11 protein-coding genes are annotated in these 12,435 nt (G+C 62.7%); 10 read left to right on the forward strand and 1 reads right to left on the reverse strand.

Annotated features, from left to right (window positions below):
- The first annotated feature begins 12 nt into the window (after positions 1-12).
- From IPF49_11885 to IPF49_11920, 8 genes are all read left to right on the forward strand, one after another.
- Positions 13-1,071: a hydrolase gene (locus IPF49_11885; GenBank protein ID MBK6288315.1), complete on the forward strand. Its 1,059-nt coding sequence runs from the start codon at positions 13-15 to the stop codon at positions 1,069-1,071.
- A 16-nt stretch (positions 1,072-1,087) separates the two neighbouring features.
- Positions 1,088-2,521 carry an aldehyde dehydrogenase family protein gene (locus tag IPF49_11890; GenBank protein MBK6288316.1) on the forward strand — a complete coding sequence of 478 codons (1,434 nt, stop codon included), beginning with the start codon at positions 1,088-1,090 and terminating at the stop codon, positions 2,519-2,521.
- 1 nt (position 2,522) lies between these two features.
- Entirely contained in the window at positions 2,523-4,172 is a 1,650-nt protein-coding gene (locus tag IPF49_11895) for an alpha-keto acid decarboxylase family protein (protein ID MBK6288317.1), read from the forward strand.
- Positions 4,173-4,261: 89 nt separating this feature from the next.
- Positions 4,262-5,518, forward strand: coding sequence for an MFS transporter (locus tag IPF49_11900; protein ID MBK6288318.1), 1,257 nt, complete (start codon positions 4,262-4,264; stop codon positions 5,516-5,518).
- A 186-nt stretch (positions 5,519-5,704) separates the two neighbouring features.
- Positions 5,705-5,935: a hypothetical protein gene (locus tag IPF49_11905; protein MBK6288319.1), complete on the forward strand. Its 231-nt coding sequence runs from the start codon at positions 5,705-5,707 to the stop codon at positions 5,933-5,935.
- A gap of 15 nt (positions 5,936-5,950) precedes the next feature.
- Positions 5,951-7,432 (forward strand): FAD-binding oxidoreductase, encoded by a 1,482-nt coding sequence (locus tag IPF49_11910; GenBank protein MBK6288320.1) that lies wholly within the window; start codon positions 5,951-5,953, stop codon positions 7,430-7,432.
- Positions 7,433-7,485: 53 nt separating this feature from the next.
- On the forward strand, positions 7,486-8,484 hold the full coding sequence (locus tag IPF49_11915; GenBank protein MBK6288321.1) for a 3-hydroxybutyryl-CoA dehydrogenase: 999 nt from the start codon (positions 7,486-7,488) through the stop codon (positions 8,482-8,484).
- Between the two features lie 16 nt (positions 8,485-8,500).
- The gene (locus IPF49_11920) at positions 8,501-9,049 is read left to right on the forward strand and encodes a c-type cytochrome (GenBank protein ID MBK6288322.1); all 549 of its coding nucleotides are present in this window, start codon (positions 8,501-8,503) and stop codon (positions 9,047-9,049) included.
- Positions 9,050-9,140: 91 nt separating this feature from the next.
- On the opposite strand, the gene IPF49_11925 is transcribed toward IPF49_11920, so the two are convergent.
- Positions 9,141-10,487 carry a TrpB-like pyridoxal phosphate-dependent enzyme gene (locus IPF49_11925; GenBank protein ID MBK6288323.1) on the reverse strand — a complete coding sequence of 449 codons (1,347 nt, stop codon included), beginning with the start codon at positions 10,485-10,487 and terminating at the stop codon, positions 9,141-9,143.
- Between the two features lie 350 nt (positions 10,488-10,837).
- Between IPF49_11925 and IPF49_11930 the strand changes: the two genes are divergently transcribed.
- Positions 10,838-11,047: a hypothetical protein gene (locus tag IPF49_11930; GenBank protein MBK6288324.1), complete on the forward strand. Its 210-nt coding sequence runs from the start codon at positions 10,838-10,840 to the stop codon at positions 11,045-11,047.
- Positions 11,044-12,264: a DUF2478 domain-containing protein gene (locus IPF49_11935; GenBank protein ID MBK6288325.1), complete on the forward strand. Its 1,221-nt coding sequence runs from the start codon at positions 11,044-11,046 to the stop codon at positions 12,262-12,264. The genes IPF49_11930 and IPF49_11935 overlap by 4 nt, the downstream gene beginning before the upstream one ends.
- Positions 12,265-12,435: the final 171 nt, after the last annotated feature.

Below are 12,435 nucleotides of genomic sequence, written 5' to 3' on the forward strand. Positions count from 1 at the left end.
GGGAGAATTGCCATGATCGAACCATATAACGCGGTCGGCCTTGTTCCGACGGTCTGGGGTATCAGCCAGCGCGAAGACATCTTTCGCAACATCGAGCACCACCGCCACATGATAAAGGCGGCCTGCTGGCTGTCGGATATCGATCTTCCGGTCAAGCTGATCATCCTGCCCGAAGGTGCGTTGCAGGGCTTCAATGACGAGGTGCTCGACGTCGATCACGCCACGTTCGCCAACAGCTGTGCCATCGACATTCCCGGTCCCGAAACCGATGCGCTGGGGGAAATTGCCAGGGAGTGGGGTGTCTACATCATGGCTCAGGCCAAGGCGCGCCATCCCGACTTCCCGGACCGCTTCTTCAACATGGGTTTTATCATCGACGACCAGGGCAAGGTGATCCTGGTACACCACAAGACGGTGCCGTTGCTGCCGGTGGAGCATTCCATGACGCCTCACGATGTCTGGGATTGGTGGATCGAAAAATACGGACGCACGCTCGAGGCGTTCTGGCCGGTAGTCGATACGCCACTCGGACGCATGGGCATCATGATGGCCAATGAGGGCTCGTACCCGGAAAATGCCCGTGCCCTGGCGATGAATGGTTGCGAAGTCGTGTACCGGGCGTCGATTCCGCACCCGGCGGCCTCCAACGACTACTTCGAGATACAGAATCGTGCGCGTGCGCTGGACAACAATTTCTACGTGATCGCACCGAATATGGGCACCTACTATCTGACCCGGGAGTCTGACACGCCGATCGACACCTTCGGCGGTGCCTCGATGATCGTCAACTACCGGGGGCAGATCGTCGGCAAGCAGTCCTACGGCGGCGTTTCGACCTTCATCTCGGGGCCCATCGATATTGCGGCCCTGCGCCATCATCGGGCCAGTTCCAAGTGGACCAACTGGATGAAGGACCTGAAGACGGAGATGTACCAGATCATCTACGAGCAGGCCATCTACCCGAAGAATCTCTACCTCGATCGCGCGCCGATGAAACACGCCGAGTATGCCGAAAAGGTGACGAAGCGGCAGATCGCGCTGATGCACGAACGGGATATCTGGAAAAAATAGCTGGCAGGAGGATGCGATGGCGGCAATCAAACAGTCCGAACTGTGGATCGGAGGCGAGCATCTGGCGCCCTCCTCGGGTATGTACTTCGACGATCTGAATCCCGATGACAACTCGGTCTACGCGCGTGTAGCCAGCGCTACGGCAGAGGATATGGACAAGGCCGTGCGGGTCGCCCAGCAGGCATTCCTGGACAACCGGCACTGGCTGGCCGCGGACCGCGAACGCTGGCTGAGCAACGCTGCGGCGCTGGTCGAGCGCGACCGGCAGGAGTATCTGGATATCCTGATCGACGAGGTCGGATCGCCGCGTTTCAAAGCCGAATTCGAGGTTGGTTACTGCATCAGCGCGCTGCGTGCGGCGGCCGGGGTGCCGCGAAATCTCAAGGGGGAGGTGATCCCCTCCGATATGCCGGGCACCTTCAGCATGGCGGTACGTGAACCGGTGGGCGTGGTGGCCGGGATCTCGCCCTTCAATGTGCCCCTGCTGAAAGTCACCAAGCAGGGCGCGATGCCGATTGCCACCGGCAATGCGACGGTGCATCTGCCATCGGAGTTCGCCTCGCAGGTGGCGTTGCGCTTTGCCCGCACGCTGCACGAGGGCGGTGTGCCCGCGGGCCTGTTCAATGTGGTCACCGGAAATCCGTTCGCCATCGGTGATGTGCTGACCACGCACCCGCTGGTCAGGAGCATCAGCTTCTGTGGTTCACCGCGTATCGGCAAGCACGTCGCGGAACTTGCTGCCCGCGACCTGAAACCGGTCACTCTCGAGCTCGGCGGCAAGAGCCCCTTGATCGTGCTCGACGATGCCGATATCGACGAGGCGGTGCAGGCGGCGCATCTGAGCATCTTTTTTTTCCAGGGCCAGGCCTGCATGGGTGCCAGCCGCATCTTTGTGCAACGCGGTATTGCCGAGGAGTTCACCCGCAAATTCATCGCTGCGGCGCGCGATTCGAAAATGGGCGATCTGCGCGCTGCCGACACATCGATCGGGCCGATCATCAGCGAGCGTCAGCGCGAGCGCGTGCGGCGTCACATCGAGGATGCGCGCGCAAAGGGAGCACGGATTCTTGCCGGTGGCGAGTGGGTAGGCAACCGCTGTCAGCCAACCATCCTGCAGGATGTGAGCGAAGCCATGGAAGTGTGCCGTAATGAGACCTTTGGTCCGGTAACCTCGCTCTACGTGTTTGACGAGGTCAGCGATGCCATGGAGCGGGCCAATGACACCGAGTATGGACTCAGCTTTGCCATTTTCACACGCGACATCGATACGGCGCTGAAGCTTGCCCACCAGGCGCGATCGGGTATGGTGCACATCAATCGCGCGACCATCCAGGACGAGCCTCACGTCCCGTTCGGCGGGCTGGGGTTGAGCGGTTTCGGGCGTGAAGGAACCGGTGTGGACCTCGACTTGCTGACGGAATGGAAGTGGATCACGATCAGAATGTCCTGACATGACAGTCACGGTATCGGAGTACCTGCTGCGGCGTCTCAAATCGCTGGGAGTCGATCATGTGTTCGGCATTCCCGGTGACTATATACTGCCTTTTTTCGAGCAGCTGGTGGCGAGCGATGTGAGCCACGTTGCGGCGTGCAACGAACTCAACGCGGGTTACGCGGCGGACGGTTATGCGCGGCTGCGCGGGCTTGGTGTGGCCGCGGTCACCTACGGACCGGGCTCGCTCAGCATCGTCAATGCAACGGCGGGTGCATTCGCCGAGGGCGTACCGATGCTGATCGTCACGGGTGGGCCGCCGCGCGAGGCGTACAGCACGATGCCCGTGCTGCATCATCTGCTGCCGGGAAAATTTGATGCATCGCTGAAAATCTTTGAACAGATCACGGCGCACGCCTGCGTGCTCGATGATCCGTTGCGCGCCGGCGACGTCATCGATCACGCCTTGGGCGTTTGCCTCGCGCAGCGCAAGCCGGTGTACCTGGAAATTCCCCAGGACATGCAGCGCCAGCGCTGTGCGGAACCCGCGCAAATGAGTTTCGCGCGTGGCATTTGCAGTGATCCCGCCGAACTGGATCAGGCGGTGCAGATGCTGGCGAGCAGGGTCGGCGGGGGCGGTCGTACCGTGGTGCTGCCGGGTCATGAAATTCAGCGCGCCGGCATCGAGGACCGGGTGCGCGAACTGGCGGAGCACGGCGGGCTCGCGGTGGCTTCGATGTTCGTTGGCAAGGCCGATTTCATCGAGCAGCACCCCAACTGCATTGGCCCCTACCAGGGTGCCGGTTCGGGGGCGCAGGTACTCGATTACGTCGAGAGTGCCGACACCGTGATTTTTCTCGGCTGCGTCGCCTCCGACTTCAATCTGGGAGGATTCACCGCGAAGCTGCGCGAGGAGCAGTGTGTGCATGTTCTGGACAATCGGGTGCGCGTGGCAGGCCGGGTGTTCAGCGATGTGTCCATTGCCGATCTGGTCGGTGGCTTGCGCACGGCCTTGCCGGCAAAACCGGGAAGACCAATAAACGCGCCGCTGCAGGCGTTTGCACACAGCGCAAGGAAGCCTTATCAGGCGCAGCCGGGGACGGCGCTGTGCAACCGGCGGTTCTATGATCGTATTGCGCATTTCCTGCGCGCCGGCGATGTGGTTCTGGCCGATGCCGGTTGTGCCATCAACGCCACGAACCTGCAACTGCCCACCGCTACCCGCTACATCGCTGCCTGCTACTGGGCCTCGATCGGCATGGGTTTTGGCGCGACGCTGGGTGCCTGCTTTGCGGTCGCACCGGGGCAACGGGTCATCGCCCTCGAGGGGGATGGTTCGTTCCAGATGACCGCCCAGGAAGTCTCCAGCATGGTGCGCTACGACAAGACGGCAATAGTCTTCGTGGTGAACAACCGGGGCTACACTGCCGAGCGTCTGATCCACGACGGCCCCTTCAACGATATTGCGGACTGGAAATACCACCGCTTGGCGGAGGTTTTTGGCGGTGTGCGAGGCGAGGATGTGCACACCGAGGACGATCTCGAAGTGGCGCTGGCCAGGGCCGGGCAACACCGCGGGCCGGGGCCGTTGCTGATCGAGATCCACCTGGACCCCTGGGACGCATCGGAAGCCTTCAGGCTGATGAGCGAAGCATTGCGGAGTCACTGACATGAATACCCTGCGAGGCGCTGCCGGTGAGTGAGGGTCAGGATCCCGAGCAGGCATCGGGCCGCGCCTGGTATATTGTTTTCCTGTGCATGGTGGCCTACGTATTCTCCTTTATCGACCGCCAGGTGCTGGCCCTGTTGATCGAACCGATACGCGCCGATCTGCAGATCTCCGATACGCAGTTCAGCCTGGTGCACGGTTTTGCCTTCGCGCTGTTCTACGCCACCATGGGCATACCCATCGCCCGGCTGGCCGATACCCGGTCGCGGCCGCTGATCATTGCGCTGGGCATATTCGTCTGGAGTTTTGCCACCGCGATTTGCGGCCTGGCCAGGAATTTTGGGCAGCTGTTTCTCGCGCGCATGGGCGTTGGCGTGGGCGAGGCGGCGCTGTCGCCGGCAGCGTACTCGATGATTTCGGATTCCTTTCCACGCACGAAACTCGGCCTTGCGCTGGGCGTGTACTCGATTGGCTCGTTTATCGGTTCCGGACTGGCGTTTTTGATCGGCGGCACCGTGATCGGCCTGATCGGCGAGTTGGGCATCAGCGAATTGCCGTGGCTCGGGCCAGTCCGCCCCTGGCAGCTGACCTTTTTCATTGTCGGCTTGCCGGGTGTCGTGATCGCGGCACTGTTTTACTTCACCATTCGCGACCCGCAGCGCAAGGGTGTGGTCGATGGGAGTGCACCGGGGTTTTCGGTAGCCGAGGTCTTTGCGCATATCGGCCGCCATCGGGACACCTTCATCGCGCATTATCTCGGTTTCGGCTTTCTGGCACTGTCCCTGTTTGCGTTGCTGTCCTGGGCGCCAGCCTACCTGTTGCGCAATTTTCCGCTCACGGTGAGGGAGGTCGGCATTTATCTCGGTTGCCTGGTGTTGCTCAGCAATACCGCAGGCGTGCTGGCCAGCGGTGTGCTGACCGATTTTTTCAGTCGTCGCGGCAGCCATGATGCGGCCATGCGCTGTGGCATGATCGGGGCTCTCGGCCTGGTGTTGCCGGCGGCGGCATTTTCCTCGCTGAGCGGGCTCGAGGCCACCCTGGCAGTGTTGGCGCTGGCCATGTTCTTTGCCAGTTTTCCACTCGCCACCTCGGCTGCCGCGCTGCAGATCATGGCGCCCAACCAGATGCGGGCGCAGGTTACGGCGCTGTTCTTCCTGTCGATGAACATCCTCGGCATCACCGGCGGGGCAACGCTGGTCGCACTGTGCACCGACTACCTGTTCCGTGACGAGCAAATGGTCGGCTATTCGATGTCTCTCATCGCCACGGTTTCGGCGCTGCTCGGCGCTGCCTTGCTCGGCCGGGGCCTGAAACCCATGCGTCACACGGTCAGATCGCTGGGCTGAGCGGTCGCTACAAGGGCTCGCCAGCCTCTCCCGCGTGCGGATCGGCTGGTGGGATTGGCTGCACAACCGGGTCCTGTTCCATGTCAAGGAACAGCAGGAACACGCCGCTGGACGATTGCAATGAGGAGCGCTATGGGATATCTGGACACCCAAGGGTTGGCAACATATCGGAGTGGCGAGCGAGCCATGCCCGGAATCCGCGCCAGAACGGGCACCCGAGCGGCAAGCAGGCTGCGGGCGCCGCCGCTACACGATCGCCTGCTGCGCGAATCGCAAGCGGGGCCCGCCATGGTCACCGAGGTCTCGATGACATGGGGTTGCAGCCAGCCAGGAAAATTTTTGGCGCAATACCGGCGCCGTTACGGCGAATCACCGGCGCAGACGCCGGGAAACAGCAGGATCGTCGATACACCCTGAATGGAGAGCGATGGCATGGATGTGTCCGGATCCCCGCGACGTGATTTTTTGCGGCGCATCGCCGGCCTGCTCGGCGCTGCCGCGTCACTGGCGCTGGCGCCTTCGCTGGCCGGGGCGCGACAGCTGGCGGGAAGCCTGGATGCGATCCGCGGCAAAATCATCCGCCGTGGTGATGCCGATTTCGAGTCCTGGCGTGCCAGCATGGTGTGGTACCTGTTCAAGCCGAGGCGTTATCCGCGCATGATCGTGCGCGCCGCATCCGAGCAGGACGTGATCGAGGCGGTGCGTTATGCACGCGACAACGGTCTCAGGATCACGGTCCGTGCGACCGGGCACAATCCGGCGCGCGCGGTATTGCGCGATGACGGGCTGCTGATAGATCTGTCCGGTCTGAGGGAGGTCGAGATCGACAGTGCGAGCCGCACGGCCTGGGTCCAGCCGGGGATTCGCAGCGAGGAATTCATCGAACTCACACGCCACCATGGGCTGGCATTCCCTGCCGCGCATACCGGTATCGTCGGGCTGGGAGGCTACCTGACCGGTGGTGGCCTGGGATGGAACATGCCGGAATGGGGTATTGCCTGCCACTCGATACTCGCGGCCGAAATCATCACCGCCGATGGCGAAAAAGTGCTGGCCTCGGCCGACGAGAACAGCGATCTGCTGTGGGCCTTGCGCGGTGCGGGGCCGGGATTTTTCGCTGCTATCGTGCGCTATCGACTGCAGTTGTTTCCGCTGCCGCAAGCCATAACCAAGAGCAAGTACCTGGTTCCGGTACGCGAGCTCGACAAAGTGACTGCTGCGCTGGAGACGCTGGCGCTGCACAAGCAGCAGCGGCTCGAGTTGCTGGCCGTGATCGGGCGGTTTTATCCACCCGGGAAACCGGTCGAGGAGCGCGAGCTGGTGTGCGCGATCAGCGCGGTGGCCTTTGGCGACACACGCGATGACGCGCTGTCGCTGCTCGAGCCGGTCGACAGCAGCGTAATTCCCGCGCTCAGCGTACTGAAAAAAGAGCACGTCCAGATGTCCTTTCCGGAATTGTTCGAAGGGCAGGAAACGGATTATTCCAGTCCATTGCGTACCGCGGTGGAGAATATCTGGACCGACCAGCCGGGCGCCGCTCTCAAGGCGCTGGCCGAGCGCATCCAGCAGACGCCGCCGCGTTCGCCGCAGTCTTTCGTGCTCTCCGCGTGGGGATTCAATCCCGGCAAACCCGACCAGGACATGAGCTTCACCAATACCGCGCCACACTATGTATCGTGGTATCTGATGGCATCGAGCGAGGCCGATATCGAACCCAATTTCCAGTGGATGGATGAGGCGGTTGAATTGCTCAAACCGCTGAGCCGTGGCCATTACATCAACGAGATCGACCCGGCGCGGTATCCGGCGCATGTTCGCGAGTGTTTCGCGCCGGCCAAATGGGAGCGCATGCAGCAACTGCGCAAGAAGCACGATCCACAAAATGTGTTTCATGCCTGGCTGGGACACACCTGAGTGCTGGCCGCACCTATCGGGGAAAGCATGCATGACGCCCGCGGGGTGCCGCGATGAATGCCTGCCATCGCCCGCTGATTTCGGTGGTCGGTGCCGGTCGCATGGGCCGCGGCATTGCACTGTTCTTCGCCTACTCCGGTTACCCGGCGTGGCTGATAGACAGCGAGGCCCGTCCGGCGGCTGCGTTCCTGGAGCTGCAGCGCTCGGTAATCACGGAGTTGGGCGCGGAACTGCAGTTTTTGCAGGACCTCGATATCGTGTCCGGGCAGCAGGTCGCCGCTATCCTGGCCCGCATCAGGGTGCTGGAAAAGCCCGCGGGAGAGGCGGTGCTGGCTGACGCGGATTTCGTGTTCGAAGCGGTTGCGGAAGTGCCGGAGATCAAGCAGCACACCTATGCATGGATGCACGAGCATGTGGGTGCGAACGCAATCGTGGCGTCCACGACTTCGACCATGACGGCGGATTCGCTCGCGGTCCAGTGCCGTTTCCCCGCGCGCTTTGCCAATGCCCACTGGCTGAACCCGGCTTACCTGATGCCACTGGTTGAAATCAGCCCTGCCGCACAGACCGGTGACGCGACAGTCGGCGCACTGCGCAAACTGCTCGAGGGCCTCGGCAAGGTGACGGTGCTGTGCCGCTCGTCACCGGGCTACATCGTCTCGCGCATCCAGGCGCTGGCGATGAACGAGGCGGCGCGCTTGGTGGAGGAAGGCGTGGCCAGCGCCGAGGATATCGACAAGGCCACGCGCATCGGCTTCGGGATTCGTTACGCAGTTCTCGGCATGCTCGAATTCATCGATTGGGGTGGCGGCGACATTCTGTACCACGCCAGCAATTACCTGGCGCAGAACATCGATGAGCAACGTTTTTCGCCACCCGATATCGTGCGGCGCAACATGGAACAGGGCCGCGGCGGGTTGCGTGATGGCAAGGGCTTCTACGATTACGGCGACATCGACGTCGACGCCTACCGGCGCCAGCGGCTCGGTGCCTTTGTACGCTTGCTGCAGCACAGCAAGCTGATGCCTCACGCGGCGGGCGACAGCAATTGACCACGTGGAACAGCCGATGAAAGCGAATAAAACTCTGATGGGCGCGCTGGCGATGGCTGTGATCGCGTTGTGCGCGCATGGCGGGGATCAGCGAAGCCCTGGCGACAAGGCGCTCGATTGTGTTGCCTGTCATGGCGCACGGGGAGTCGGCGAGCACATGAACTGGCCGGATCTTGCGGGGCAGCAGCGCGCCTATCTGGCCAAGCAACTCGCGGATTTTCGCTCCGGCGTGCGCCATGACCCATGGATGAGCCCGATGGCGCAGCGCCTGTCGGATGCGGATATCGCGGACCTGGCTGCTTATTTCAGCTCGCTGGCGCGGGGCGATGATACGAATCGCATTGCCGGCACCGATACGGCAGCCTGCACCGCCTGTCACGGCGCGCTCGGGCTAAGTGACAATTCACAGTGGCCGAACCTGGCAGGCCAGAAGAAAATCTACCTGCAAAGGCAACTCGAGGCGTTTCGCGACGGGCGGCGCGATGATCCGCTGATGAGCCCCGTTGCCCGCGGGCTGTCGGATCTGCAGATCGAAGCGCTGGCGCAGTACTACTCCAAGCCCTGAGCAGCGATACGGCGACGCAACGCGCGGGTGTCTGTTGCAACCTGCCACCGACAATCCGGTGCCAGAGTTTTTCGCGCTGCCTGCAAACGGCTCAAACCGCCGGCAGGTGGGCCAGCGAGGCGAGCAGTTCCTGCTCCGGAAACGCGAAATTTTCCAGTTCGCCGGCGAAGTACCGGTCGTAGGCCGACATGTCGAAATGGCCGTGCCCCGTGAGGTTGAAGAGCAGCGATTTTGCTTCGCCGCTGGCGGTGCATTCGCGTGCGGCGCGGATGGTGGCGGCGATCGCGTGAGTCGCTTCCGGTGCCGGCACGATCCCCTCGCAACGCGCAAAAAGAACACCGGCCTCGAAGGTCTCGAGTTGCGCGACTGCCTGCGCCTCGATCAGTTTCTCGTGGTACAGCTGGCTTACCAGCGGCGAGGCTCCGTGGTAGCGCAAGCCGCCGGCATGAATGCCTGGCGGGATGAACTCGTGGCCCAGGGTATGCATTTTCAGCAGCGGTGTCAGGCCGATGGCATCGCCAAAATCGTAGGCATAGCGCCCGCGGGTGAGCGAGGGGCAGGACGTCGGTTCCACCGCGATCAGACGAACCTCCTTGCCTGCCGCCTTGTCGGCAAAGAACGGAAACGCGATACCGCCGAAACTCGATCCGCCACCGCAGGGCGCGAACACCATGTCCGGGTAGTCCCCGACCATGGCCATTTGTTTTTTTGCTTCCAGACCGATCACGCTCTGGTGCAACAGCACGTGGTTGAGCACCGAGCCAAGCGCATAATTGGTGTCGCTGCGTCCGGCTGCTTCCTCGGCCGCCTCGGAGATGGCGATGCCCAGCGAACCGGTGGTATCGGGGTGTTCAGCCAGTATCTTGCGCCCCGATTCGGTCATGTCGGTGGGGCTGGAGAAAACCTCTGCTCCCCAGGTTTGCATCATCGAGCGCCGGTAGGGCTTCTGCTGGTAGCTGACCCTGACCATGTAGACCCGCACGGCCAGTCCGAACAGCTGCCCGGCAAGCGCCAGCGAGCAACCCCACTGGCCCGCACCGGTCTCGGTGACCAGGCGACGGACGCCGGCCTGGCGGTTGTACCAGGCCTGGGCGACCGCGGTGTTGGGCTTGTGCGAACCGGCGGGACTGACCGACTCATTCTTGTAATAAATGCGTGCCGGTGTACCCAGCGCGCGCTCCAGGCGATGCGCCCGGTAAAGCGGAGAAGGGCGCCACAGGCGCAGGGCATCGCGCACTTCCTCGGGTATCGGAATCCAGCGCTCCGCGCTCATCTCCTGTTCGATGATCCCGGGCGGGAAAATCGCCGATAGCGCATCGGCGCTTGCCGGCTGGCCGTCCGCACCGAGCGGCGGCACCGGCGGATTCGGCATGTCTGCCGCCACGTTGTACCAATGGGTAGGCAGATCTGACTCCGCCAGCAGGATTTTTGTGTGCATCAGCAAGCCTTCCGCAAGATTGGTGGAGCACTGCTCTGCAGTGCGGCGGGCAATACTTTCATATCCGGACTTGAATGACCAGTTGTGTGCCAAGCGCGGCGTTGTCGCCTTCGAAAGGAGAGCCAGGCCATGGTATTACCGAGTTCTGTCTGTCGCAGGACGCCGCGAGGTTTGCAGACTGCCGGACAAGTGCGATGATACCGCGCTGTTTGTCGCCGGTGGCACTTGTCTGCACGGTCTCGAGGCGCGCGGTTTTCCGGGCGGAGTCGAAGCGCCGACTTCACGGCCGGAGATGAATACACGACCAAAAGTGTTTTACCTCAACTGACAGCAAATCCGGGAATAACAGGATGAGCAACAGCACATCGAGCATGATCGGTGACGGTTCGCGTGTCGGCTATGCGCCGGGAATGCGGCTCGATTCGTTGATCACCCTGGTGGCAGGCGCCGCGGCAATGTTCGACCTGCCACGGCTTCGCCATGTCGCACGCGACCGTCATTGGGTTGTGGAGCTTCGCTGCAAGCCGAAAAAATTCCCGCGCAACGGCCTGTCGCGATGACGCGCAGGTCCGCGTCCGTCGCGCTGGCAGCGGTGCTGTATACCCCACGCGGCAACCGGCGGGTGTTCCGCGAATTTGCCGATGAAATGAAGACGCGCGGCTGGCGTGTCGCCGGTGTGACGCAGCAATCCGTGGACGCAAGCGGCGCTTCGCGTGCCGGGGTCGATGGTGTCGCGCTCGATGGCGGTGAAACCATCGCGCTGACGCGCCCGAGCCCGGATAACCCGGGCTGCAGTCTGGTTCCCGATGCGCTGGCGCGCCTGATCGAGGTGATGCGCCGGGCAATCGATGCGGCACCGGATTTGATCGTGATCGAGAAGTTCGGTGAACACGAGCAGCGCGGCGCCGGTCTGATGCCGCTGATTCTCGAGGCGGTGGCGTCCGGTATACCGGTTGTTGTCGCGGTGCCGGCGGCAGCCATTGATATCTGGAGCAGCTATACCGGTGGGCTGGGCGAATTGCTGGCCTGTGACACCGCCGCGCTCAGACGCTGGTGGCGTGCGCGCAATGTACTCGAGGAACTGGCGCGCGGGGTTGGTCCGGAACCTGCCCGGCGCGTGCTGATCGGATTGAACTGGACCCTGGTCGAGGGTCCGCATGGTTGTGGCCTGGCGTACAGTCCGGCACGTGGTAGTGCCGGTTGCCGTTCGCTCGAGGTGGCCGGCACGCTGCACTCCCGCTCGCTGCGCGATCTTGCCGGACTGGCGAGTTCGTGGAACCCGTTCGAGGCTTCGGTCGGGGTGGCGGCGATCAATGCACACTACAACCGCTACGATCTGCGCGGCGCCGAGAGCAACGGTCTCGACGTGCTGCGGGGAGTGCCAGGCAACAGCGTGTGTATTGGCAGCTTTCCCGGAATTCGCGAGCGTTTTCACGATATCCGGATTATCGAAATGCAACCGCAGCAAGGGGAATATCCGGAAACCGCCACTGAAGCGGTGCTGAGCACGGCGGACGTGGTGGTGGTTACCTCATCGGCACTGGTCAACGGCAGCTTTCCACGCATTCTCAATGCCTGCACCCGTGATGCGCAGGTTGCGCTGGTTGGGCCGGGGGCGCCCATCGCGCCGTCCCTGGGCTACTACGGCGTGACAACGGTTGCCGGACTGGTGATAGAGAACGTCGATGCGGTGGCCGAACTCATTGCGCAGGGCGGCTCGGTCAAGGCAATCAAGCGCTACGGCCGTTACCTGACGCTGCAGACTGCGGTGCCCTGAGCGCCCCCGGGCCTGGTTCAACTCTCCTCGTCCTGCTCATCCTCGAACGGGCGACAATGAAAGGCGATCACCTGCGCCGCCTGGTCGTGAATGCCGCCGCTCGGATTCATGATGCGAGCGGCGTTTGCCAGCCGGTCCGAATTGAGCACGCCGATGTGCTCCGCTGCTGTC

It is taken from the genome of Gammaproteobacteria bacterium, from assembly GCA_016705365.1.
In the GTDB taxonomy this organism is placed as follows: Bacteria; Pseudomonadota; Gammaproteobacteria; order Pseudomonadales; family UBA5518; genus UBA5518.

Coding starts and splice junctions, on each gene's coding strand:
- IPF49_11885 (MBK6288315.1), top strand. CDS start 13: ATGATCGAACCATATAACGCGGTCGGCCTTGTTCCGACGGTCTGGGGT.
- IPF49_11890 (MBK6288316.1), top strand. CDS start 1,088: ATGGCGGCAATCAAACAGTCCGAACTGTGGATCGGAGGCGAGCATCTG.
- IPF49_11895 (MBK6288317.1), top strand. CDS start 2,523: ATGACAGTCACGGTATCGGAGTACCTGCTGCGGCGTCTCAAATCGCTG.
- IPF49_11900 (MBK6288318.1), top strand. CDS start 4,262: ATGGTGGCCTACGTATTCTCCTTTATCGACCGCCAGGTGCTGGCCCTG.
- IPF49_11905 (MBK6288319.1), top strand. CDS start 5,705: ATGCCCGGAATCCGCGCCAGAACGGGCACCCGAGCGGCAAGCAGGCTG.
- IPF49_11910 (MBK6288320.1), top strand. CDS start 5,951: ATGGATGTGTCCGGATCCCCGCGACGTGATTTTTTGCGGCGCATCGCC.
- IPF49_11915 (MBK6288321.1), top strand. CDS start 7,486: ATGAATGCCTGCCATCGCCCGCTGATTTCGGTGGTCGGTGCCGGTCGC.
- IPF49_11920 (MBK6288322.1), top strand. CDS start 8,501: ATGAAAGCGAATAAAACTCTGATGGGCGCGCTGGCGATGGCTGTGATC.
- IPF49_11925 (MBK6288323.1), bottom strand. CDS start 10,487: ATGCACACAAAAATCCTGCTGGCGGAGTCAGATCTGCCTACCCATTGG.
- IPF49_11930 (MBK6288324.1), top strand. CDS start 10,838: ATGAGCAACAGCACATCGAGCATGATCGGTGACGGTTCGCGTGTCGGC.
- IPF49_11935 (MBK6288325.1), top strand. CDS start 11,044: ATGACGCGCAGGTCCGCGTCCGTCGCGCTGGCAGCGGTGCTGTATACC.